Annotated in this window: 20 protein-coding genes, 1 pseudogene and 1 riboswitch; of the genes and pseudogenes, 10 read left to right on the top strand and 11 right to left on the bottom strand. The window is 68.1% G+C overall.

The window, feature by feature from the left end:
• The first annotated feature begins 178 nt into the window (after window positions 1-178).
• Window positions 179-1,759 (top strand): GMC family oxidoreductase, encoded by a 1,581-nt coding sequence (locus tag ACFOPO_RS07960; RefSeq protein ID WP_386702626.1) that lies wholly within the window; start codon window positions 179-181, stop codon window positions 1,757-1,759.
• A 194-nt stretch (window positions 1,760-1,953) separates the two neighbouring features.
• Window positions 1,954-3,327: a serine hydrolase domain-containing protein gene (locus tag ACFOPO_RS07955; protein WP_386702624.1), complete on the top strand. Its 1,374-nt coding sequence runs from the start codon at window positions 1,954-1,956 to the stop codon at window positions 3,325-3,327.
• Window positions 3,328-3,603: 276 nt separating this feature from the next.
• Here the strand turns inward: ACFOPO_RS07955 and ACFOPO_RS07950 are convergent, their stop codons facing one another.
• Window positions 3,604-4,053 (bottom strand): hypothetical protein, encoded by a 450-nt coding sequence (locus tag ACFOPO_RS07950; RefSeq protein WP_386702622.1) that lies wholly within the window; start codon window positions 4,051-4,053, stop codon window positions 3,604-3,606.
• Window positions 4,054-4,339: 286 nt separating this feature from the next.
• On the opposite strand from ACFOPO_RS07950, the gene ACFOPO_RS07945 reads away from it, so the two are divergent.
• Complete coding sequence (locus ACFOPO_RS07945; RefSeq protein WP_386702620.1) at window positions 4,340-5,140, top strand: hypothetical protein; 801 nt, start codon at window positions 4,340-4,342, stop codon at window positions 5,138-5,140.
• A gap of 1 nt (window position 5,141) precedes the next feature.
• Here ACFOPO_RS07945 and gcvH read toward each other — a convergent pair whose 3' ends face one another.
• The 6 genes from gcvH to ACFOPO_RS07915 form a co-directional block, all read right to left on the bottom strand.
• Entirely contained in the window at window positions 5,142-5,537 is a 396-nt protein-coding gene (gcvH, locus tag ACFOPO_RS07940; protein ID WP_386702617.1) for a glycine cleavage system protein GcvH, read from the bottom strand.
• 134 nt (window positions 5,538-5,671) lie between these two features.
• Window positions 5,672-6,298: a 2-hydroxychromene-2-carboxylate isomerase gene (locus ACFOPO_RS07935; RefSeq protein ID WP_386702615.1), complete on the bottom strand. Its 627-nt coding sequence runs from the start codon at window positions 6,296-6,298 to the stop codon at window positions 5,672-5,674.
• Between the two features lie 19 nt (window positions 6,299-6,317).
• Window positions 6,318-7,439 carry a glycine cleavage system aminomethyltransferase GcvT gene (gene gcvT / locus ACFOPO_RS07930; protein WP_386702613.1) on the bottom strand — a complete coding sequence of 374 codons (1,122 nt, stop codon included), beginning with the start codon at window positions 7,437-7,439 and terminating at the stop codon, window positions 6,318-6,320.
• Window positions 7,440-7,566: 127 nt separating this feature from the next.
• Window positions 7,567-8,106 carry a hypothetical protein gene (locus tag ACFOPO_RS07925; RefSeq protein ID WP_386702611.1) on the bottom strand — a complete coding sequence of 180 codons (540 nt, stop codon included), beginning with the start codon at window positions 8,104-8,106 and terminating at the stop codon, window positions 7,567-7,569.
• Window positions 8,107-8,114: 8 nt separating this feature from the next.
• Window positions 8,115-8,567, bottom strand: a complete 453-nt coding sequence (locus tag ACFOPO_RS07920) for an NfeD family protein (RefSeq protein ID WP_386702609.1) — start codon at window positions 8,565-8,567, stop codon at window positions 8,115-8,117.
• A 5-nt stretch (window positions 8,568-8,572) separates the two neighbouring features.
• The gene (locus tag ACFOPO_RS07915) at window positions 8,573-9,529 is read right to left on the bottom strand and encodes an SPFH domain-containing protein (RefSeq protein ID WP_241920279.1); all 957 of its coding nucleotides are present in this window, start codon (window positions 9,527-9,529) and stop codon (window positions 8,573-8,575) included.
• A 110-nt stretch (window positions 9,530-9,639) separates the two neighbouring features.
• Between ACFOPO_RS07915 and ACFOPO_RS07910 the strand changes: the two genes are divergently transcribed.
• Genes ACFOPO_RS07910 through ACFOPO_RS07900 form a run of 3 tightly spaced genes read left to right on the top strand, consistent with a single transcriptional unit; the run spans window position 9,640 to window position 12,434 of the window.
• Entirely contained in the window at window positions 9,640-10,302 is a 663-nt protein-coding gene (locus tag ACFOPO_RS07910) for an RNA polymerase sigma factor (RefSeq protein ID WP_386702607.1), read from the top strand.
• Window positions 10,295-11,167, top strand: a complete 873-nt coding sequence (locus ACFOPO_RS07905; protein ID WP_386702605.1) for a hypothetical protein — start codon at window positions 10,295-10,297, stop codon at window positions 11,165-11,167. Before ACFOPO_RS07910 ends, ACFOPO_RS07905 begins: the two co-directional genes overlap by 8 nt.
• Before the next feature lie 28 nt (window positions 11,168-11,195).
• Window positions 11,196-12,434 carry a PDZ domain-containing protein gene (locus tag ACFOPO_RS07900; RefSeq protein WP_386702603.1) on the top strand — a complete coding sequence of 413 codons (1,239 nt, stop codon included), beginning with the start codon at window positions 11,196-11,198 and terminating at the stop codon, window positions 12,432-12,434.
• 61 nt (window positions 12,435-12,495) lie between these two features.
• On the opposite strand, the gene ACFOPO_RS07895 is transcribed toward ACFOPO_RS07900, so the two are convergent.
• The 4 genes and pseudogenes from ACFOPO_RS07895 to ACFOPO_RS07880 all read right to left on the bottom strand — a co-directional run bounded on the left by ACFOPO_RS07895 (window position 12,496) and on the right by ACFOPO_RS07880 (window position 17,263).
• A complete protein-coding gene (locus ACFOPO_RS07895) occupies window positions 12,496-13,431 on the bottom strand; it encodes a DUF6607 family protein (protein WP_386702689.1) in 936 nt (311 codons plus the stop codon).
• Window positions 13,432-13,486: 55 nt separating this feature from the next.
• The gene (locus tag ACFOPO_RS07890) at window positions 13,487-15,781 is read right to left on the bottom strand and encodes a TonB-dependent hemoglobin/transferrin/lactoferrin family receptor (RefSeq protein ID WP_386702601.1); all 2,295 of its coding nucleotides are present in this window, start codon (window positions 15,779-15,781) and stop codon (window positions 13,487-13,489) included.
• 192 nt (window positions 15,782-15,973) lie between these two features.
• Window positions 15,974-16,087 (bottom strand): annotated as a pseudogene (hemP, locus tag ACFOPO_RS07885) (hemin uptake protein HemP); the annotation flags it as partial.
• Between the two features lie 204 nt (window positions 16,088-16,291).
• Window positions 16,292-17,263 carry an aldo/keto reductase gene (locus ACFOPO_RS07880; protein WP_386702599.1) on the bottom strand — a complete coding sequence of 324 codons (972 nt, stop codon included), beginning with the start codon at window positions 17,261-17,263 and terminating at the stop codon, window positions 16,292-16,294.
• A 123-nt stretch (window positions 17,264-17,386) separates the two neighbouring features.
• Window positions 17,387-17,499, top strand: a riboswitch (yybP-ykoY riboswitch).
• Window positions 17,500-17,618: 119 nt separating this feature from the next.
• On the opposite strand from ACFOPO_RS07880, the gene ACFOPO_RS07875 reads away from it, so the two are divergent.
• The 4 genes from ACFOPO_RS07875 (at window position 17,619) to ACFOPO_RS07860 (ending at window position 21,901) form a co-directional block, all read left to right on the top strand.
• Window positions 17,619-18,212, top strand: coding sequence for a TMEM165/GDT1 family protein (locus ACFOPO_RS07875; protein ID WP_386702597.1), 594 nt, complete (start codon window positions 17,619-17,621; stop codon window positions 18,210-18,212).
• Between the two features lie 55 nt (window positions 18,213-18,267).
• A complete protein-coding gene (locus ACFOPO_RS07870; RefSeq protein WP_386702595.1) occupies window positions 18,268-19,404 on the top strand; it encodes a GGDEF domain-containing protein in 1,137 nt (378 codons plus the stop codon).
• A gap of 212 nt (window positions 19,405-19,616) precedes the next feature.
• On the top strand, window positions 19,617-20,912 hold the full coding sequence (locus tag ACFOPO_RS07865) for a NupC/NupG family nucleoside CNT transporter (RefSeq protein WP_386702593.1): 1,296 nt from the start codon (window positions 19,617-19,619) through the stop codon (window positions 20,910-20,912).
• A 14-nt stretch (window positions 20,913-20,926) separates the two neighbouring features.
• Entirely contained in the window at window positions 20,927-21,901 is a 975-nt protein-coding gene (locus tag ACFOPO_RS07860; RefSeq protein ID WP_386702591.1) for a ribokinase, read from the top strand.
• Window positions 21,902-21,960 lie beyond the last annotated feature (59 nt).

Here is a 21,960-nt window from a genome sequence, read left to right as displayed (position 1 = left end):
CTCGCTGCCGACCCGAATCATATCGGTAGCCCGGCCAAGGTAGCCCGGGTAAGCGCAGCGCACCCGGGTCCACCCCGGCCACGAGGCGCCCGCACCTCCCACGGGAGCATTTGCTCTAATGACCCCCCTTACGGTCCCTCGGCTGTAAGGCAGTTTCCACTGGCAGGGCGCACGCAACGTGTTCGATTACATCATCATCGGTGCCGGCTCGGCCGGCTGCGTCCTCGCCAACCGCCTGTCCGCCGATCCCGACGTCAGCGTGCTGCTGGTCGAGGCCGGGCCGCGCGACAGCCATCCCTTCATCCACATGCCCGCCGGTCTGGCCAAGCTGGTCAACAACAAGCGGGTGAACTGGGATTACCACACCGCCGCCGAAGCGCAGCTCGACAACCGCGTGCTGTGGTGGCCGCGCGGCAAAGTGCTGGGCGGTTCCAGTTCGATCAATGCGATGTGCTACACGCGCGGCGTCGCCGGCGACTACGAAGAGTGGGCCGCGCTCGGCGCCGATGGCTGGGACTGGAAGTCGGTGCTGCCCTATTTCCGCCGCAGCGAGCGCAACCAGCGCGGCGCCGACGCGCTGCACGGCGACGAAGGCCCGCTGTACGTGTCGGACCTGCGCTACAGCAATCCGTTGTCGCAGGCGTTCGTCGAGGCCGGCCACCAGGCCGGTTACCCGCTCAACCGCGACTTCAACGGTCCCGTGCAGGCAGGCTTCGGCCTCTACCAGGTCACGCAGAAGAACGGCGCACGCTGCTCCAGCGCGGTCGCCTACCTCGACCCGATCCGCGAGCGCCGCAACCTCACCGTCGTCACCGACGCCCAGGTCAATCGCATCACCTTCGAGCGCGGACGCGCCAACGGCGTCATCTACACGTCCAAGGGCCGCGCCTTCCACCAGCCGGCGGCGCGCGAAGTGCTGCTGTGCGGTGGCGCCATCAATTCCCCGCAGCTGCTGATGCTGTCGGGAATCGGCCCGGCCGCGCAGTTGCGACGCAACGGCATCGACGTCGTCGCCGACGCGGCCGAGGTCGGCGCGAACCTGCAGGACCATCTCGACATCTGCACGCTGCAGCACGCCTCACAGCCGGTGACCTACGACCGCCTCAACGACGCCAAGGTCGCCTTCGACTATTACCTGCGCGGCCACAGCGGCGTGGGCAGCAGCAACATTGCCGAAGCCGGCGGGTTCGTGCGCTCGCGCTTCGCGCCCGACGAGCGCCCTGACATCCAGCTGCATTTCGTCCCGGCGATGCTCGACGACCATGGCCGCCATCGCCTGCAGGGCATCGGCTACACCGTGCACGGTTGCTTCCTGCGACCGCGCAGCCGGGGCCGCATCACCCTGGCCAGCGCGCGCGCCGGCGACAAGCCGCGCATCGAGGCCAACTACCTCAGCGACGCCGAAGGCTTCGACATGAAGATGATGGTCGAGTGCGCCAGGCTGTCACGCGAGCTGCTCGCGCAGCCGGCGTTCGATGCCTATCGCGGCGCGCCGATCTTCCCGGCCCGCAACGATCTCGACGACGCGCAGCTGATGGAGTTCATCCGCGCCAAGGCCGAGACCATCTACCACCCGGTCGGCACCTGCCGCATGGGCAGTGACGATGCTTCGGTGGTTGACTCGCAGTTGCGTGTGCGCGGCGTCGAAGGCCTGCGCGTGGTCGATGCCTCGGTCATGCCGACGCTGATCGGCGGCAACACCAATGCGCCGACGATGATGATCGCCGAGCGCGCCGCCGACCTGATCCGCGGCGACTGAGCGGTCCGCCAGCCACCGGTTCGCGCATCCGGCAGGTGCCGAAAAAACTGAACAGGCGTATGGCCGCCCCGCGAAATTGGGACGCAGTGCGCTTATGCCTGTGAAATCAATCCGGTGGGCCGGAGAGCTGCCACATCCCCTGAGATCGGAGCTAGAATCGGGCCGTGTCGCAGCACGAGCAGGCGCTCAGAACCATGAAAACCAATAAGAAGAAGCGCTCGCGCGCCCTCCCGCGCCTCGGGGCCATCGCCCTGCTGCTGCCCCTCACGCTGGGTTCGACCGCACAGACTCCGCTGCACTGGAACCCGCAGCCGTCGACTCCCACTGTCGCTGCGCAGGGCAACGTCACCGTCACCACGCGCACCGCCACGCTTCCGCCGGCCGCGCCGCTCGCTGCCGGCTTCGATGTCCGCCAGTTCGAGTCGATGGCGCAGCAGCTGGTCGCCGGCCAGCGTGTTCCCGGCCTGGCAATGGCACTGGTGCACAACGGACAGATCATCAGCGCACGCGGATACGGCATCACCGATGTCAGCCGCGCCACGCCGGTCGACGCGCACACCGTGTTCCGCCTGGCCTCGCTGTCGAAGAGTTTCGCCGGCACGATGACCGGCCTGCTCGTCAACGACGGCTCGCTGCGCTGGGACAGCAAGCTGGTGCGCTACATCCCGAACTTCCAGCTGAGCAACGCCAGCGCGTCGCAACAGCTGACCGTCGCCGACCTGCTCAGCCACCGCGTCGGCCTGACGCACAACGCCTTCGACCGCGACCTCGAGCACTTCGTCGATTACCGCACGCTCACCCAGCGGCTGGCGTACGCGCCGCTCAAGTGCGCACCGGGCACCTGCTACAGCTACCAGAACATCGCCTTCAGCCTGATCGGCGACGTCGTGTTCGCCGCCACCGGCGACTTCTACGCGCAGGAAGTGCAGCGCCGCATCTTCAAGCCGCTGGGCATGAACGACGCCAGCCTCGGCCTGGAAGGCATCCAGGCGAGCCCGAGCTGGGCGCGTCCGCACGTTCGCGGTCGCGGCGGCTGGGTTTCGACGATGCCCAAGTCGACCTATTACCAGGTGCTGCCGGCCGCCGGCGTCAACGCCAGCGCCAGTGACATGGCGCAGTACCTGCTCGCCCACACCGGCCATCGCCCGGACGTGCTGCCGGCGCCGCTGCTGGCGACGCTGCACCAGCCGCTGGTCGACACGCCGAGCGAGATGCGCGGTTCGTCGTGGCGCCGCCAGCGCCTGACCTCGGCCGGCTACGCACTGGGCTGGCGCACCTACGACTACGGCGGCCATCGCATCGTGTTCCATGGCGGCGCGGTGCAGGGCTACCGCGGCATGATCGCGATGGTGCCCGACCGCGACTTCGGCGTCGCCGTGCTGTGGAACAGCGAGAGCTCGCTGCCCTCCGGCCTGGTGCCGACCATCCTCGACCGCGCGCTCGGCCTGCCGGCGCAGCAGTGGCTCGACGACGACATCGACGAGACCCTCTACGCCACCTCGACGCCAGCGGGCACACCGAACGCACCGGGCAGCCAAGCGCAGACGGCGACCTCCGCTCCGCGCTGATCGGCACCGTCATCCCGGCGAAGGCCGGGATCTTCGCCGTCATCCCGGCGCACGCCGGGATCCAGGCCGACAACACGTCCGCCCCCTCACCGTCATCCCGGCGAAAGCCGGGATCCACGTTGACGCTGCGCGTGGACGTTGAAACGAAGGCGACAGCAAGCTGGGTCCCGGCGTTCGCCGGGACGACGGGACTGAAAGCGTGACGCCCAAAAAAAAACTCTCCCCCCGCCTGGGCTGCGGGGAGAGAGCTGGATTACGGCAATCGGGACTTTCTTATTAGATCATCGGTGCCGGGGTGGCCGGCATCGCAGCAGCAACAGCCTTCTTGGCCGACTTGCGACGGGCCGCCTTCTTCTTGGCAACCTTCTTCACGGCCTTCTTGGCGGCCGACTTGCGGGCACCGGCCTTCTTGGCAGCCTTCTTGGCAACCTTCTTGACGGCCTTCTTGACGGCCTTCTTACGGGCGGTCTTCTTGGCTACGGCCTTCTTGGCAACCTTCTTGGCGACCTTCTTGCGAGCGGTCTTCTTGGCTGCTGCCTTCTTGGCGACCTTCTTGACGGCCTTCTTCACTGCCTTCTTGCGGGCAGCGACCTTCTTGACGGCCTTCTTGACGGCCTTCTTCACTGCCTTCTTGCGGGCGGCGACCTTCTTGACAGCCTTCTTGGCTACCTTCTTCGCGGCTTTCTTGGCAGCGGGCTTCTTCTTCGCAGCTTTCTTCATGGCCATGGGATGGCTCCTCGTCAGTGGTTGATCAGAGATTGATCAGTGGTCTTGCAGGTCTATAAAGCCCAGTAGAACTTATAGGTACAGCCGAACTTGTAGGTACAGCCGAACTTGTAGGTACAGCCGAACCAGTCGGGTACAGCCAGGCCGGCAGGGCCGGTCTGTTCGTGCCCGGGCCGCGGGAGTCGGACCCGCGTGCAGCCGCCGATGCGTCACGCGCAGCGGTACGGATGAGGCGCCCACCTGACGGCGGGCAAACAAAAACCCGGTCCGCCGAAAGCGAGCCGGGTTGGATAAGACTGCGTACCTGCGCCTTTGCGAAACACCCTTTCGCGAAGGAAACGATCCCTGCTTCCACCGTGTCGACTGCCCGGTCGGAGGTTCGTTTTGTACCGCGAGTTGTTTCTTTGTTCGTACTCACTCGCTTCCGCAGGAGACGTCTGCTGGGCGAAACCTAATCACGGTTTTTCATACTGTCAACACATTGGCCGATTTTTTTTCAGGCCGCCGCGGCGGCCGGCCCGGCCCGCCGTCGTCGCCAGCGACGCGTCGAGGCACATGCGAGTCGCGCGACGATCGCCGGCTTCGCCATTTTGATTTTCTGAAACTGCTTTATTTAAGGGGTTTGCGAAAAGAGAAACTGGCGCGCGCAAGATTCGCGACGTTCTCGCATGGCACTCGCGAACCGATCCGACAGCGCCGCATCGTCGCCCGAACGGCCCCTGTCGGAGGGTGCATCGAGGTGCTCCGGTTTCGCGTCGCACAAGCCGATTTGCGCGAAAGTGCGCGAACTTTTCCGGCAGCTCGCGACCTCGCTTCGGCATCGATCGACACTGCTCGACCAGCTCGACAGCGCGTCGCCGAAGTTCGATCAGCGGCATCGACCGAGCATTCCGACATCGACGACGCGGGCATCCGGCGTCGGTGCACGGACGTGATCGGGCAGCGCCGGATCACCTCGTCATCACTTTCCGGAATCGTTTCCGACGCCGCAAATGCAAACCGGCCGCACATGGCGGCCGGTTGCGGAGCGGTTCGTGCCTGGCACGACCGCCGGTTGCTCGCGCCCTTGCCGGGCGCCGAGCGGTGACTCAGTTGTCTTCGTCTTCGAGCAGCTCGGCGTAGTCGTCCGGCGCCAGCAGCTCGTTGAGCTGTTCCGGCTCTTCGATCTCGACGGTGAAGATCCAGCCTTCGCCGTAGGCGTCTTCGTTGATCGTCTCCGGCTTGTCGGCCAGCGCAGCGTTCACCGCGGTCACCTTGCCGGTCACCGGCGAGTAGACGTCGGAGGCGGCCTTCACCGATTCCACCACGGCACAGGCAGTGCCGGCTTCGACGCGGTCGCCGACGTTCGGCAACTCGACGTAGACCAGGTCGCCGAGCAGGCCCTGCGCATGATCGGAGATGCCGATCGTGACCTTGCCGTCACCTTCGACGCGTGCCCACTCGTGGGACTTCATGAACTTCAGATCGCCGGGAATTTCACTCATGACTGGCCTCGAACTCTACGGGGGCTACTGGGGACGGCGCCTAGTTTACCGACGCGGAAGGAACATGCGAGAGGTGGGAGACAAACGGATCGGCCCGGCCAGAATCGTGCCCGAACCAATCGTGCCCGGGACGGTCATGCTTGATCGACCCGGTAAGGCGGCCGCCCGCTGAGCAGCGCATCACGCAGCTCGTCGATGCGGTCCTGACCCCAGAACGGCTCGCCATCGAGCACGTACCCGGGCAGGCCCGGCAGGTCGGCGGCAATCGCATCGGCGGTGTTGCGCGCGTAGATCGCCTCGACGGCGTCTTCCGCCGCCTGCGCCATCACCTGCTGCGCATCGACGCCCTGCGCGGCGAGCAGCCCGGCGATCACGTCGGGATCGGCCAGGTCCTGGTCGTGCGCCCACAACGCGCGGAAGGCGGCGTCGGCGTAGTCGGAAGGATCGAGGCCCGCCTCGACCATCGCGATCAGGCAGCGGTCTGCCAGGGCGATGTCGACCGGCCAGAACTTCGGCTTGAGGTTCAGCGGCAAGCCGCGACGCGCACGCCAGCGCTGCAGCTCCACCAGGCGGTAGCGCTGCCGCGCCGGTGCGCGCTTGCCCAGCGGCAGGCCGCCGTTGGCGTCGAACAACTCGAAGATGCGGACCGGCCGGTGCACCAGCGTGGCGCCGCATTCGCGCGCCACCTGGCGAAGCGCCGCATGCCCGAGCCAGGCATACGGCGAGATCAGGCTGTAATAACAGGTGACGGTCGCGGTCATCACAGCCCCCTTCGTCGACTCAGCCGAGCACGCCGTCCTGCGCCTTGCCATCGCGCACGAACGGGAACTTGACCACGCGCACCGGCACTTCCTTGCCGCGGATGTCGACGCGGACGTTGCCGGCGGTGCCCAGCGGGATCTCGCCGGCCGGCACGCGCGCGAATGCGATCGCCTTGCCCAGGGTCGGCGAGAACGTGCCCGAGAGGATCTCGCCTTCGCCGTGCGCGGTCAGCACCTTCTGGCCGTGGCGCAGCACGCCCTTCTCGTCCATCACCAGGCCGATCATCTGGCGCGGTGCGCCGGCGGCCTTCTGTGCTTCGAGCACGTTGCGGCCGATGAAGTCGCGACCCTCGTCGAGGGCGACGGTCCAGGCCAGCGCGGCTTCATACGGCGAAACGCCGTCGTCCATGTCCTGGCCGTACAGGTTCATGCCCGCTTCCAGGCGCAGCGTGTCGCGCGCGCCCAGGCCAGCCGGCTTCACGCCTGCGGCGAGCAGTTCGTTCCAGAAGGCGACGGTCTGGTCTTCCGGCACGATGACTTCGAAGCCGTCTTCGCCGGTGTAGCCGGTGCGGGCGACGAACACGTCGGTGCCACCCACCGTGCTCGCCTGCGCCGCGGCGAACTTGCCCAGCTTGGCCACGGCGGCGCGGTCTTCCTCGCGCAGCAGGCCGAGCACCTTCTCGCGCGCGGTCGGGCCCTGCACCGCGATCATGCCGAACTCGGGACGCTCGCTGACCGTCACGTCGAACGCCCTGGCCTGCTCGCTGATCCACGCCAGGTCCTTGTCGCGCGTGGCGGCGTTGACCACCAGGCGGAAGAAGTCTTCGCTTCGGTAATAGATGATGAGGTCGTCGATGACGCCGCCGTCCGGGTTGAGCATGCAGGTGTACAGCGCCTTGCCCGGCACCTTGAGCTTGTCGACCGAGTTGGCGACCAGGCGGCGCAGGAACTCGCGCACGCGCGCACCGTTGAGGTCGACCACGGTCATGTGGCTGACGTCGAACATGCCGGCGTCGCTGCGCACCAGGTGGTGTTCCTCGATCTGCGACCCGTAATGGATCGGCATGTCCCAGCCGCCGAAGTCGACCATCTTGGCGCCGAGGGCGCGGTGGGTGTCGTTGAGGATCGTCTTCTGGGTCATGGCTCGGGGGATCTGTCAGGGGCGAGCCGACAATTATCTCACCTGCGGCCGTGACACTGCAGACCATGCTGTGGAGCATGGTCGCGCGGGCCTGCGGGCGGGCCGTGGAGGGGCTGGAGCAGGAACCCTATTCGTTCGCGCCTTCGTTGTAGCAGCGCACGTGGCCCGGGGCGACGCGGATGAACTTGCCGCTGGCCCGGTCCAGGCGCATGGCCCAGCGCGTGGCCGGAAGCATCTCCAGCTCCGCCGCGTGCGCGGTGCCGGTGTCGATGATCGCGATCAGGCCGGCATCGTCGATGCCGTCGCGCTGGCAGGTGGCGATCACCACCAGCTCGTCACGGCGCAAGAGGGGATACGGCACGGCGTCGGTGATCCGCCAGCGCGGCTCGTCGCCGAGCCGGTCGACGAACTCGGCGGCCAGCAGCTTCAGCGTGCGGTCTTCGGCATCGTCCAGGGTGGCGATGCTGCGCGCGCAGACCTGGCCGGGTTCGCTGCCGGAACCGACGCAGCTGCCGGTGTTGGACTTCAGTCCGTCCGGATACGGCGGCACGATCATGCCGATCAGCCCGGGCTCGGCCGCCGACGCCGATGCCGATGCCGCGACCACTGCCGCGGCAACGGCGACTGCAATGAAACGCGACATCGCGAGCAGGTGCGATCGGCGCATGTCGGTGCTCAGCCTGCGGGCTCGACCTGCAGGCTCATGCCGCGGCTGGCGACGATGCGGACGGCAGCGCCTGCCGGCAGGTCCGGGCCGGTCACTTCCCAATAGGCATCGGCGATCTGCACGCGGCCACGACCGTTGACGATGCCCTGCTCGAGCGGCACCACGCGACCGACCAGCGTCTCGGCACGGCGGTTGAGGTTGGGCTGGTCACTGCCGCGCTCGCGACCGCGGAACCAGGCACGGTAGACCTGGATGGAGGCGAAGCTGAGCACGACGAACGCCGCGACCTGCGCCAGCACCGGCATCTCCGGCACGACCAGCACGACCGCGAACACGACCGCGGCGGCCAGGCCCAGCCACAGCATGAATGCTCCCGGCGCCAGCGCTTCGGCGGCGAACAGCAGCAATGCCACGACGGCCCAGGTGAACACATGCCAGTTCAAGGACAGTCCCCACTGCATGGTGCTCAGCCTCCCACGCGCGGCGGCAGCGGCGCGGCAGGCGCACGCACCTGCTGGCGATCGAGCGCCTCCTTGGCCAGTTCGGCGATGCCGGCCAGCGAGCCGATCACGCCGGCCGACTCCATCGGCATCATCACGAACTTCTGGTTCGGCGCTTCGGCCAGCGCCTTGAACGCCTCGATGTACTTCTGCGCGACGAAGTAGTTGATCGCCTGCACGTTGCCCTGTGCGATCGCGGTGGAGACCATCTCGGTCGCCTTGGCTTCGGCCTGGGCCAGGCGCTCGCGCGCCTCGGCTTCGCGGAAGGCCGCTTCCTTGTTGCCCTCGGCCTCCAGGATCACCGACTGCTTCTCGCCCTCGGCCTTGAGGATCGCGGCCTGGCGGAAACCTTCCGCCTCGAGGATGTTGGCGCGCTTCTCGCGCTCGGCCTTCATCTGCCGCGCCATCGAATCGACCAGGTCGCGCGGCGGCTGGATGTCCTTGAGCTCGATGCGGTTGACCTTCAGGCCCCACGGATGGGTTGCCGCGTCGACGGCGACCAGCACCTTGGTGTTGATCTCGTCGCGCTTGGACAGCGACTCGTCGAGGTCCATCGAACCGATCGCGGTGCGGATGTTGGTCATCACCAGGTTGAGGATGGCGATCTCCAGGGTCGCCACTTCATACGCGGCCTTGGCGGCATCGAGCACCTGGAAATAGACCACGCCGTCGACCTTCACCACGGCGTTGTCCTTGGTGATCACGTCCTGGCTGGGGACGTCCATCACCTGTTCCATCATGTTTATCTTGCGGCCGACGCCGTAGACGATCGGGATGAGGAAGTGCAGCCCGGGGTCCATGGTGTGGGTGTACTTGCCGAACCGTTCGACGGTCCATTCATACCCCTGCGGCACCATGCGCACGGTCTTGAACAGCACCACCACGCCTGCCAGCAACAGAACCACGGCCAGAATCGAGCCCATGCTTTCCCCTCCCTGTCGATGGGCCGAGTATAGGCCCACAGCCCCGGGCCAAGCGGCCGTCGCCAGCCGGCTGCGACGGTTTGGCCGGTAGCCGCATCCAGACCAGTGACATGCCACTGAACCCAGTTCCCACCAGCGCTGCCGCCACCGCCCCTGCGCCCCCGGCGACGGCTGGCCCGCGCAGCAGTTTCGCCATCGAAGTGCCCGACGCGCTGCTGGCGCGGGCGCGGGCCGGCGACCGCCCGGCGTTCGAGCAGATCTACCGCTGGTTCGAGCGCCCGGTGTTCAACCTGGCGCTGCGGATCCTCGGCGGCGGGCACGCGGGCGATCGCGACGAGGCGTCGGAAGTGCTGCAGGAAACCATGCTCAAGGTCTACGGCAAGCTCGGTGAGTTCCGCGGCAATGGCAGCCCGTTCTGGGGCTGGCTGCGGCAGATCGCGGTCAACGAGGCACTGATGCGGCTGCGCAGCCAGCGCCGGCACCTGCATGACGTGCCGCTGGAAGGCGATGACCTGGTGATGGATCCCGGCCCCCTGCCGAGCGCGGCCGCCGATGCGGCGGCACTGGGCCGTGCCCTCGCCCGCTTGCCCACCACCACCCGCAGCGTGCTCTGGCTTTACCACGCCGAGGGCTACACACACGAGGAGATCGCAGCGTTGATGCAACGCACGCCGAGCTTCTCCAAATCGCAGCTTGCGCGCGGCGGACGCCGCCTGCGTGAACTGCTCGAACCCGATCAAAGTGGAATGAACCAGGAGAAGGCACATGCCTGACCGCCCCCGGATTCCGGAGCCTCGCGATTGGGGCGAAGCCTTTGCCGCGCTGCCGCTGGAGTCGCCCGGCAATGACGGCTGGCAGCGATTGACGCGTGCGCTCGATGGCGCCGCCAACGTGCACCCGGCCTCGCGCTCGCACACTGCTGCACGCCAACGTGCCCGTTGGCCGCTGTGGCTGGCTGCTGCGGCGGCGGTGTCGGCCGTTGCCGTGATCCCGCTGTTGCGCCAGGGCGAAGCACCCGTGCAGCCCGACGCGACCCGCGTCGCCGACGTCACCACGCAGGCACCGACGCGTGCACCGTCAGCATCGACCGTCGAAGCGACGCCGGCAGCAACCGATGCATCGCCAACGGTCACGCCGGCACCTGCGCCGACAACGGTCGCAACGACGGCGCCCGCCGAGCGCACCGCCGCGCGACGCAAACCGGTCGGCGTGCCCACGCGCAAGCCGGCACCGGTGGTATCGCCGCTGCCTGCCCGCAACGACAACGGCACCCGCGTCGCCGACGCCGGCTCCACGCCGCCCTCGCCCTCGGCCGCTTCGGCCGCTTCGATCGCAGACAGTGCGGTGGCGTTGCAGGCGCTGCAGACCGAGTCGGCGCAGCTGGAGGCGCTGGTTGCCCTCGCCCGCGACGAACGTGTCTCGTCGGCCAGCGGCGCCGCCCTGGGCGTCGAACTGGACGAGCGCATCGGCCGCATCGATGCCGCGTTGTCGCAGCCGGGCCTGCCCGACAGCGAACGCACCGGCTTGTGGCAGCAACGCGTCGAGGCCATGCGCGAGCTGGCCGGTATCGAAACCACCCAGCGCTGGCTGGTCACCCGTGGCGAACGCTACGACGGTGCCCTGGTCAACGTCGACTGATCTTCACCTCTTTGCAGGAACCATGGCCATGACCTCGCACCATTCCGCGACACCCCGCTCCAGCAAACGCGCGAGTGCCTCCGCGAAGCGGTTGCCCAGGGCGACCTTGCTGGCGACATCGATCGGCCTGCTGTTCGCCTTCGTCGCGACCGCCCAGACCGCGACCACCACCACCACCGCCGACGCCGACGCCAGCAAGGCGCGCGAGCTGGCGACGGCGCGCGAGGATCTGCGCAAGGCCGCCAAGCGCGTGGCCGAACTGTCCGGCGAGTTCGACGTGGCCAGGCAGATGACGTACGAGCGCCGCTTCGAGCAACGTCCCGTGATCGGCGTGGTGCTGGCGCCGGAGACGAAGTCCGGCGTTCGCATCGCCGCCGTCACGCCCGACAGTGCGGCATCCAAGGCCGGGCTGCGCAGCGGCGACCTGCTGACCAGCATCAATGGCAAGTCGCTAGCCGGCAAGGACAGCGAGCAGCGCCTGGCGTTCGCGCGCGAGCAGCTGGGCGACCTGGAGACGACGTCGGCGGTGACGATCGGCTACGAGCGCGACGGCAAGGCCGCGTCGGCGAAAGTCACGCCGCAGATCGGCGAGCGCGTGTGGATCATGCGCGACGGCGCCGGTGCCGAATTCGCCGGCCGCGGCGAAGGCATGGAGGACATGGAGCGCTCGATCGTCTGGTCGGCGGCGCGCGACAGCGCCCGGCCGCGGCCCTTGCCGATCGTTTCGCCGGAAGTGCGCAACGAGATCGTCCGCCTCGGCCCGATGGGCGACTGCAAGGGCGAGGACTGCCGCCTGCCGATGCTGTCCGAAGCATTCCGCTGGAGCGGCCTGAACCTGGCCACGGTCGACGGCCAGCTGGGCCGTTACTTCGGCACGGACCACGGCGTGCTGGTCGTCAGCGCCGGGCCGGAGCTGGCCGGCCTGCAGGCCGGCGACGTGATCCAGCGCATCGACGGCAAGGACGTCAAGTCGCCGCGCGAAGCCATGATGGCGCTGCGCGACAAGCCGGCCGACAGCAAGGTCGGCGTGACCTACCTGCGCGACCGCAAGACGGCGTCGGCGCAGATCACCGTGCCCAAGAGCGCGATGCTGCGCCTGCCGGTTCCGCCGGTGCCGCCGAAGCCCCCGGTGCCGCCGAAGCCGCCGACCCCACCGACGCCGCCCGTCCCGCCGGTGCCGCCGCAAGCCCTGGAGATGCCGGCACCACCGGCACCGCCAACGGCACCCGAGCCGCCGACACCGCCCAGGTTCTCCATCCTCCTGTGACAACGAAAGACGGCGCCTCGAGGGCGCCGTCTTTTTTCGTGCAGTGGCGCCGATCAGCACATCACAGCTGTGCCGGCTCGACCCACTTCCTGAACACCTCATCGATCTTCGCGTCGCTGACCTTCCTGCCTTCCTCCAGCTGCGAGGCCTGTTCGAACAGCGGCATGATCATCGCCATGCCGTCGATCTTCGTCTTCAGGTGCGCACCGGGTGCCTTGCCGAGGAAGCCGTCCCAGCGCGCGCGCACCCGCGCCCAGTAGCCCCGGGTCGCGTCCCAGTACTTGTAGGCCGGGGCGAAGTCGACCTCGGTGGTCTTCTGGTAGTCGTTGAAGCCGAACTCGCGCGCCAGTTCGACCTGGGTGCCGTCGGGCTTGCGCAGCACCTTGGTGTTGAACTGTTCGTGGGTCCAGCCCATCGGCGTGAGGGTGTGGCGGTTGACTGCGCTGATGGCGTTGTAGTCGCTGCGCTTCGTGTACTCGCGACGCGGCAGCGGACGCCAGCTCAGGTCGCTCGTCCACGTCGCCACGCCGTTGTCGTAGGTCCATGCGCCGGTGCCGCAGTAACGCGGCGCGTCGCTGACTTCGTACACGCACTGGGTCCAGGCGCCGCGGGTCAGCTCGACCGGAACCGGGCGCACCTGCCAGGTCTGGTCGGCGGTGAACTCGAAGCGGGTAGCCGCTTCGTAGGTCCAGTCCTGGCGCCAGTGCTTGGTGACGTGACCGCTCTTCTCGTCGACCAGGATGTGCTGTAGCACCACCTTGGTCGGCGTGTCCTCGACCACGATCACCACCTCGTTGCCGCCGCTGCGCATCGCCGGATGACGCTCGTAGCCAGGTTGCAGCAGCACGGTTTCGTCGAAGGCGAAGTCGACGATGTACTCGCCCTTCATCGCCAGGATCGAGGCGCGGTCGCGGGCGATGTCGGTTGCTTCCGGTGCGGCGATCGCATGCACCGGAACGACACAGAGAAGGGAAAGCAGGAGCAGGTGCGGGCGCATGTTCATGGCTGACTCTGGGTGACAATGAAGGGAATGACTGCGATCACGGCTTGCATCACCAGCTCACGCTGAGGCTGACGCCGACATTGCGGCCGGGGCTGGTGTAGCGGTCGATAACATTGCTGTTTGCGGGTTGCAGGCTGGCAAGCGTTCCGGCGTCCCAGTACTTGCGATCGGCCAGGTTGAACACGCCGGCGTTGAATTCGGCGCCGGGCGCGAAGGCCCAGTGGCCCAGCAGGTCGAACACGCCGTAACCCGGCGTCTCGAAGCGACCGGGCGCCGGCAGCTCGTCGTCGCGGCCCGCAAAGCGGCCGGCCAGTTCGACGCCCCAGGTGTCGCGGTCGTAGGCGATGCCGAGCGATGCGCGCAGCGGATCGATGGTTTCCAGCGGCGTACCCGTGTCGCGATCTTCGCCCTTCGACCAGGCCACCGATCCGCGCAGTGACCACCCGGTCCAGGCCTCGGCCAGCTCGCCGAGGTCGACACCGGCGCGTGCTTCGGCACCATGGATTTCGGCGTTGGCGATGTTCTGCGACTGGAAGACGGTGAGTCCCTGCGCGTTGGTGCCGGTGTCGCGCAGCGACTCGATGAAGTCGTCGTAACGGTTGTAGTACGTGGAGACCTCGGCAAACACCGCCTGGTTGGAGAAGCGCATGCCGAACTCGACGCCGTTGCTGGTTTCCGGCTTGAGGTCCGGATTGGGGATGGCGGTGTAGCCGAACTGCAGGTTGGTGAAGCCCAGGTTGACGTCGTTGTATGGCGGAGCACGGAAGCCATGCTGGTAGCCACCGAACAGCGACCAGCCCTGGGTGAAGTGCCAGACTGCACCGAGCTTGGGCGACACGCTGGTTTCAGTCATGTCGACAATCGGCAGGCCCGGGTTGTCGGCGGCGTAGATCGGATCGATCTTCGAGTCGAGGTCGAAGTGGTCCACGCGCAACGCAGGAACCAGGCGGAAGTCGCCGTCGGCGAACGAGATCTCGTCCTGCACGTAGAGCGCGGCCAACGTGGTGGTGCTGGTCGGGAAATCGCGCACCGGGAATACGTCCGGCAGGATCGCGTTGCTGACCACGCCGGTCACCAGGTTGATCGAGCGGCCGTCGCGCTTCTGCTTGAACTCCGTGTCGGTGTACTCCAGGCCATAGGTCAGGCTGTGCTCGACGCCGCCCGTGCTGAAGTCCTTGTGCAGCACCGCCTCGAGGCCCATCAGGCGCTGGTCGAAGTTGAACTCGCGTTCGCGGCGCGTCGGGTTGGTGATGCGGCCGGTGCTGCTGACGGTCTCGCGCAGCTCGGTGGTGTCCTGGGTGGTCTCGCTGTCCTGGCGATAGACCTGCCACTGCAGCGAGTCGACCAGGGCCGAATCGATCGCGTCGACTTCATGCGCGAACGAAACACGGGCGCGCGTCTGTTTGTCGTCGCCGAGCAGCGAGGTCGTGCGCGTGCGCGGCGTCGTCGACGGCGAGCCCGGCGGCAGCGCCGACAGCACGCGGGCGCTCAGCACATCGGTGTCGACCTGGTCCTCGTTGCCTTCGACGGTGAGCCTGAAGCGCTGGTTTTCGCTCGGCGCGTACACCAGCTTGGCCAGCAGGCTGCGGCCGTCGTAATCCTGCGGGTTGGCAGCGGTGCGGTTGCCGCCCTCGCTGCGGTCCTCACCCATGTTTTCGGTTTCCTGGCCCTGGTGGTGGTTGACCACGACCAGACCCGACCAGCGATCACCGCCGAACGCCGCGGTCGCTGCACCGAACAGGCCGTCGTCCGCACCCTCATGGCCGAGCTTGAAACCAAAGTAGGCGTCCTTGCCTGCCTCCAGGTAATCGGAGGGATCCTTGGTTGCGAAGGCGACCACGCCGCCCAGTGCATCGGAGCCGTACAGCGCGCTGCCCGGGCCGCGCACGACTTCGACGCGCTTGAGCGTGTCGAGGTCGACGAAGTTGCGGTTGCCGTTGGAGAAGCTGCCGATCGAGAACGCATCCGGCACGGCGATGCCGTCGGTCTCGATGCGCACGCGATTGCCGCCGAGGCCGCGGATGCGGATGTCGCCCAGGCCGAAGCGGCCGGTGCCGGTGGTGACGCTGATGCCCGGCTCGTAGCGGAACAAATCCTTGAGGTTGCGCACCAGTTCGCGGTCCATCTGCTCGCGGTCGATGGCGGTGACCACCGACGGCACATCGTCCAGCGCGCGCTCGGTGCGCGTGGCGGTCACGACGATGCGGTCGAACTCATTGGTGGCGCCGGCCGCGGCAGCGCCGGCCAGTGTCGTGGACGGCCCGGCGGCGCTTTCGGCGGCACGGGCGTGGGCTGGCAACGCCAGCATCAGGGCAACGGCGAGGGTGCTGGGAACGGGATGCATGGACGGACTCGAGTGGAGGTCGAGGCGTGCTGGCAGCCGTTCTTGCGGCGAGCTTGCGGGCCCTGGAGAGAGACATTGGATGGAGAGCGGCCGCCGTCCTGGCAGTCCGCCTTCGCGTGCCGCCCTCCCCAGGGCGGCACGCGGGTTGTCGGCGCGCCCGGGTGCCGGAAGCGCCGATGAGGGGTCGCTGGATTACTTGGTCAGGATCAGCTTGTCGTTGCGCGTGTGGCGCAGTCGATAGACCTCGTCGCCGTGGCGGATCAGCACTTCACGGCCGCCGCGCAGGAGGTCGTCGCTCTCGACCAGCGAGCCGGACAGGCCCAGGCCCGAAGCGGCCAGGGCAAACGGTCCGTCAAACGGCGCGGCAATCGGCGACGGGGGTAGTTCGGAACGTGGCTTGAGCTGCAGCAGCGGTTGGCGCAGAGACATGTTCGTGGCTCGGTCGGGGACTCGTCCGTAATGATAATGATTCTCATTACCGCGTCAACACCCGCCACGACCGTGCGTCGATCAGCGCACCGCAGCCTCCACCCGCTGCCAGTCGGTTTCCTTGAGGCGCTGCGCCAGCTCCAGCGCCTCCAGGTTCTGCACCAGCTGCTCCGGACGGCTCGCGCCGAGGATCACGCTGGACACGTGCGGATTGCGCAGGCACCAGGCGATCGCCAGCGGCGCCGGCGCCACGCCCAGCTCGCCGGCGAGGTCGACGAAGCGGCGCGCGCGTTCCATGCGTCCTTCGTTCTCGCTGCCCAGCACGGTGCGCTGCAGCCAGCCCAGGCCTTCGCGACCCAACCGTGCCTCGGTCGGGATGCCGGCGTTGTACTTGCCGGTCAGCACGCCCGACGCCAGCGGCGACCAGGTCGTCGTGCCGAGACCGACTTCGGCATACAGCGGCGCGTATTCGAGCTCGACCCGTTCGCGGTGCAGCAGGTTGTACTGCGGCTGCTCCATCGTCGGCGCGACCAGGTTGTGGGCACGGGCGACCTTGTGCGCCTCGCGGATCTGCGCCGCGGTCCATTCCGAGGTCCCCCAGTAGAGGATCTTGCCCTGGCCGACCAGTGCGTCCATCGCTCGCACGGTTTCCTCGATCGGCGTGTCCAGGTCGGGGCGATGGCAGTAATAGAGGTCGAGGTAGTCCACGCGCAGCCGCTTGAGCGCGGCATGGCAGGCATCGGTGACGTGCTTGCGCGACAGGCCCTTCTGGGTGGGCCGCGGCTCGGCGACGGCGCCGAAGAAGACCTTGCTGGATACGCAGAAACCGTCGCGCGGCAGGCGCAGGTCGGCGATCACGTCGCCCATCACCTTCTCCGCCTCGCCGTTGGCATAGGTCTCGGCGTTGTCGAAGAAATTGATGCCGTTGTCCCAGGCTGCGGCGACCAGGTCGCGCGCGGTCGAACGACCGATCTGCGAACCGAACGTCAGCCAGGCACCGAAGGACAGGGCCGACAGCTGCAGGCCGGAGGAACCGAGGCGGCGGTATTGCATGGGAAAGGCTCCTGGGAGAGGCGTTCAGTTTAGCGGCGCGCAGTTGATCGGCGTGTCTGCAGGCGACACGCGATCCGGGCGCGCCATGCGTCGCGAGCCTCTGTACAATGCGCGCCATTCCCTCCTCCGGGGAGTAGCCCACCGGCGTCGTGATCAACGATTCGCCGGGACCTGCGTCAACACACTTGGCCCACAGGCCATGGCGCAGGAGCGGCAGCCAGCCGGCAACGATGCCGGCGAGCGACCACGGGCAAGACCGAAGGCAGGCGTCGCGCGAGCAACTGGCATATGCCGGGTCGGGCCGCGTGGCGTTTGCCTTTCGCGTCCACGCGGAAGCCCGACCTCCGGAGTCTCCATGGATCACTTCTCCCTGGGCAATGTCCCCTTGATGACGGCGGCCGTCTCGACCGGCACCGTTGCGCTGGCCGAAATCGGCGACAAGACCCAATTGCTGGCACTGCTGCTGGCGGCACGCTTCCGCAAGCCGTGGCCGATCATCGCCGGCATCCTGTTCGCGACCGTGCTCAACCACGCCCTCGCCGCCTGGTTCGGCACCCTGGTCGCGCAATGGCTCAATCCGGAGGTCCTGCGCTGGGTCGTGGCGATCAGCTTCCTCGCGGTCGCGGCATGGACGCTCAAGCCCGACAAGCTCGACGACGAAGACGGTGCGCTGCCTGCGCGCGGTGCGTTCATCGCCACCACCATCGCCTTCTTCCTCGCCGAGATCGGCGACAAGACCCAGGTCGCGACCGTGCTGCTCGCGGCCAAGTACCAGCCGTTCTGGGAAGTGGTCGCCGGCACGACGCTCGGCATGCTCCTGGCCAATGTGCCGGTGGTGCTGCTCGGCAGCCGCCTGGCCGACCGCCTGCCGCTGAAGACCGCCCGCACCGTCGCCGCGCTGGTGTTCCTGGCGCTGGGCGCCTGGGTGGCCGTGCGCGGGCTGGGGTAAGCCCCGCCAGGCCCGGGCCGCGCTATGCTCGGCCCGGGCATCAAGGGGGGCTGGGGTGCACATCACCGGCGGTAGGGTCCGCGAGGTCGTCACTTCGCTGCTGGCGCGACCCGACGAAATCATGCTCGAGATCGGCGCCGGCGGTGAACTGCTGGTGGCCCGCCTGCGCGCGGCCCTCGCGGCGATGCTGCTGCTGTTGCCGCTGGCCAACGCGCTGGGCGGCGGCAGCATCAACGAGACCATGATCGGCCTCGGCGGGGCCCTGTTCGTCAATATCTTCGCCCAGCTCTGGTTGTCGCTGGCGCGTCGGCGCCGCCTGTTCCGCTGGCTGCCCTTCGCCTCGTCCGCCTTCGACGTCACCGCCACCACGCTGGTGTTGGCGGCGCTGGCGTACAACCACCTGCCGGCCGGGCTCAACAGCCTGATCGTCTGGTGCGGCTACATCCTGGCGATCCTGCTGACGGCACTGCGCAGCGACGGCCGCATCGCCCTGTTCGCCGGCGCACTGGCGGTCGGCCAGTACGGCCTGCTGGTGCTGGCGGTGTTCGCCCTGGCCACATCCCCGGAGCAGCTGCTGTCCAGCGACTATGGCTCCGTGACCCTCGGCAGCCAGGCCCAGCGGCTGGTGCTGCTGATGATGTTCACATTGATCACGGCGATGGTGGTCTACCGGATGCAGCGCCTGGTCGAGCTGTCGGGCACCGACGGCCTGACCCGCCTGCCCAACCGCACCTGGCTGCTGCACCGGGTCCCGCGCTTGTTCGACAGCGTCCGCCACGACGGCGACAGCCTGACCCTGGCGCTGATCGACCTGGACCATTTCAAGCGCATCAACGACGCCCACGGCCACCACGCCGGCGACCGCGCCCTTCGCCACGTCGTGGCGGTGCTGCGCGAGCTGGCCGAACCGGGCGAATGGCTGGTGCGGATCGGCGGCGAGGAGTTCGTGCTGCTGCTGCGCAAGCCCATCGGCACGGCCTGGGAGCGCGTGGACGCGATCCGGCGGGCGCTGGGTGAGCGCCCGTTCGAGCCCGAACGCGGCGCCGACTCGATGCCGCTGAGCTTCAGTGCCGGCCTGGCGGGGTTCCCGCACGAGGGATCGGACCTGTCGCGGCTGCTGCGCCGCGCCGACAGCCGGCTGCAGCTGGCCAAGCTGCAGGGGCGCAACAAGGTGGTGGCGCGGGACGGCTGAGCCCCCTCTCCCTGGCCGCCTGCGGCGGCCTGTCCCTCTCCCGCGAGGGGAGAGGGAGCTGTCGCAATCCCGGCGTTGCCCTCTCCCCTTGTGGGAGAGGGACAGGCCGCAGGCCAGGGAGAGGGGGCCGGGGTAAACTACGCGCCGCCGCCGACTGCGGCGGCCTATAACAACAACGCGCTGCCGGCTGCCGGTTGCCTGGGGAGAACTGAGTGGAAGCAATTGCGCGGGTGGCATTTGGCCTGTTTGGCCTGTCGGTACTGATCGGCATCGCCTGGTTGTTCTCGATCAACAAGCGCCGGGTCGACTGGAAACTGGTCATCACCGGCGTGTCGCTGCAGATCGCCTTCGCCGCCGTCGTGCTGCTGATGCCCGGTGGCCGCGAGGCGTTCGACGCCATCGGCCACGGCTTCGTCAAAGTGCTCAGCTTCGTCGGCGAAGGTTCGAAGTTCATCTTCGGCAGCCTGATGGACACCTCCACCTACGGCTTCATCTTCGCCTTCCAGGTGCTGCCGACGATCATCTTCTTCGCCGCGCTGATGGGCGTGCTCTACCACCTGGGCGTGATGCAGGCGATCGTGCGGGCGATGGCCTGGGCGATCACCAAGGTCATGCGCGTGTCGGGCGCGGAAACCACCAGCGTGTGCGCCAGCGTCTTCATCGGCCAGACCGAGGCGCCGCTGACGGTGCGCCCGTACATTCCGAAGATGACCGAGTCCGAGCTGATCACGATGATGATCGGCGGCATGGCCCACATCGCCGGCGGCGTGCTGGCGGCCTATGTCGGCATGCTCGGCGGCGGCGACCCGGAACAACAGGCGTTCTACGCCAAGCACCTGCTCGCCGCCTCGATCATGGCTGCGCCTGCAACGCTGGTGATCGCCAAGATCCTGGTGCCCGAGACCGGTGAGCCGCTGACCCGCGGCACGGTCAAGATGGAAGTGGAAAAGAACACCGCCAACATCATCGATGCGGCCGCTGCCGGTGCCGGCGACGGCCTGCGCCTGGCGCTGAACATCGGCGCGATGCTGCTGGCCTTCATCGCGCTGATCGCGCTGATCAACTGGCCGCTGACCTGGCTGGGCGATGTCACCGGCATTGCCGCGGCAATCGGCAAGCCGACCGACCTGGCGACGATCTTCGGTTACGTGCTGGCGCCGCTGGCCTGGGTGATCGGCACGCCGTGGGCGGATGCGCCGGTGGTCGGCAGCCTGATCGGGCAGAAGGTGGTGATCAACGAATTCGTCGCGTACCTGCAGCTGGCCGACATCGTCAACGGCAAGGTCGCCGGCGTCACGCTCAGCGAGCAGGGCCGCCTGGTCGCGACCTACGCGCTGTGCGGCTTCGCCAACTTCAGCTCGATCGCGATCCAGATCGGCGGCATCGGCGGACTGGCACCGGAGCGTCGTCAGGACCTGGCCCGCTTCGGCCTGCGCGCCGTGCTCGGCGGTTCGATCGCGACGTTCATGACCGCGACCATCGCCGGCGTGCTCACCTACTTCAGCTGATCTGCGCAAACGGCATGAGCGACAGCGCGCGCGTGGTGGTGGTGGGATCGTTCAACGTCGACCACGTCTGGACGGTCGCCACGCTGCCGCGCCCCGGTGAGACCCTCAGCGGCCACTACCGCACCGGCCCCGGCGGCAAGGGCTTCAACCAGGCCACTGCCGCCGCACGCGCCGGCGCACGGACCAGTTTCGTCTGCGCGCTTGGCGACGACCTCGGTGGCCAGTTGGCGCATGCGCTGGCGGCGGCCGACGACATCGACCTGCATGACCTGCCCAGCCAGGCGCCCACCGGCACGGCCGGCATCTACGTCGACGAAGCCGGGCGCAATTCGATCGTCATAGGCCCCGGCGCCAACGCCGAGCTGTCGGCGGATTTCGTCGGCCAGCAGGCAAGCACGATTGCACTGGCGCGGGTCGTGCTGGCGCAGCTGGAATCGCCGGTGGCCTCCGTCGAGGCCGCATTCGCCGCGGCGCGCGCCGCCGGCGTGTTGACGGTGCTCAACCCGGCGCCGGCCGATGCCCATGCGCCGGCATCGCTGCTGGCCCTGGCCGATGTGGTGACGCCCAACGAAACCGAGTTCTGCGCGCAACTCGCCCGCCACGCGGCGCACCAGGTCGACGCCGCCACGCTGTCGACGCAGGACGATGAAACCCTGCATGCCCTTTGCCGTCGCCTGCTGCCGCACGGCACGGTGGTGATCACCCTCGGCGCGGCCGGCTGTTTCGTCTCGCATGCCGAAGCCGACCTGCGTAATGACGCGCGCAGGCACTACCGGGTGGCCGCGGCGGCGGTGCAGCCGGTCGATACCACCGGCGCCGGCGACGCCTTCAATGGGGCCCTCGCCGCCTCGCTGGCCCGGCGCGGCGATGCCGCGTTCGCCGACCACGTGCACTTCGCCAATCGTTATGCCGGCCTGTCGACCGAGCGCGCAGGCGCGGCGGTGGCGATGCCGCACGAGGCGGATCTCCGGGCGCGTTTCGGCTACTAGGCGGCCTTCCCGGGCAAAGCCGCCAGACTCGGCCTGTAAAACGAGAATGGTTCGCATTA

Source organism: Lysobacter sp. GCM10012299 (assembly GCF_042649405.1).
Classification (GTDB): domain Bacteria; phylum Pseudomonadota; class Gammaproteobacteria; order Xanthomonadales; family Xanthomonadaceae; genus Lysobacter_J.
The sequence above is the reverse complement of the archived record's forward strand: the minus strand, read 5'-3'. Positions and strand labels throughout refer to the sequence as shown.

Excerpts from the sequence above, each read along its gene's own strand:
- ACFOPO_RS07955 (WP_386702624.1), top strand. The coding sequence starts at position 1,954 with ATGAAAACCAATAAGAAGAAGCGCTCGCGCGCCCTCCCGCGCCTCGGG.
- ACFOPO_RS07950 (WP_386702622.1), bottom strand. The coding sequence starts at position 4,053 with ATGGCCATGAAGAAAGCTGCGAAGAAGAAGCCCGCTGCCAAGAAAGCC.
- gcvH (WP_386702617.1), bottom strand. The coding sequence starts at position 5,537 with ATGAGTGAAATTCCCGGCGATCTGAAGTTCATGAAGTCCCACGAGTGG.
- ACFOPO_RS07935 (WP_386702615.1), bottom strand. The coding sequence starts at position 6,298 with ATGACCGCGACCGTCACCTGTTATTACAGCCTGATCTCGCCGTATGCC.
- gcvT (WP_386702613.1), bottom strand. The coding sequence starts at position 7,439 with ATGACCCAGAAGACGATCCTCAACGACACCCACCGCGCCCTCGGCGCC.
- ACFOPO_RS07925 (WP_386702611.1), bottom strand. The coding sequence starts at position 8,106 with ATGCGCCGATCGCACCTGCTCGCGATGTCGCGTTTCATTGCAGTCGCC.
- ACFOPO_RS07920 (WP_386702609.1), bottom strand. The coding sequence starts at position 8,567 with ATGCAGTGGGGACTGTCCTTGAACTGGCATGTGTTCACCTGGGCCGTC.
- ACFOPO_RS07915 (WP_241920279.1), bottom strand. The coding sequence starts at position 9,529 with ATGGGCTCGATTCTGGCCGTGGTTCTGTTGCTGGCAGGCGTGGTGGTG.
- ACFOPO_RS07910 (WP_386702607.1), top strand. The coding sequence starts at position 9,640 with ATGCCACTGAACCCAGTTCCCACCAGCGCTGCCGCCACCGCCCCTGCG.
- ACFOPO_RS07905 (WP_386702605.1), top strand. The coding sequence starts at position 10,295 with ATGCCTGACCGCCCCCGGATTCCGGAGCCTCGCGATTGGGGCGAAGCC.
- ACFOPO_RS07900 (WP_386702603.1), top strand. The coding sequence starts at position 11,196 with ATGACCTCGCACCATTCCGCGACACCCCGCTCCAGCAAACGCGCGAGT.
- ACFOPO_RS07895 (WP_386702689.1), bottom strand. The coding sequence starts at position 13,431 with ATGCGCCCGCACCTGCTCCTGCTTTCCCTTCTCTGTGTCGTTCCGGTG.
- ACFOPO_RS07890 (WP_386702601.1), bottom strand. The coding sequence starts at position 15,781 with ATGCATCCCGTTCCCAGCACCCTCGCCGTTGCCCTGATGCTGGCGTTG.
- ACFOPO_RS07880 (WP_386702599.1), bottom strand. The coding sequence starts at position 17,263 with ATGCAATACCGCCGCCTCGGTTCCTCCGGCCTGCAGCTGTCGGCCCTG.
- ACFOPO_RS07875 (WP_386702597.1), top strand. The coding sequence starts at position 17,619 with ATGGATCACTTCTCCCTGGGCAATGTCCCCTTGATGACGGCGGCCGTC.
- ACFOPO_RS07860 (WP_386702591.1), top strand. The coding sequence starts at position 20,927 with ATGAGCGACAGCGCGCGCGTGGTGGTGGTGGGATCGTTCAACGTCGAC.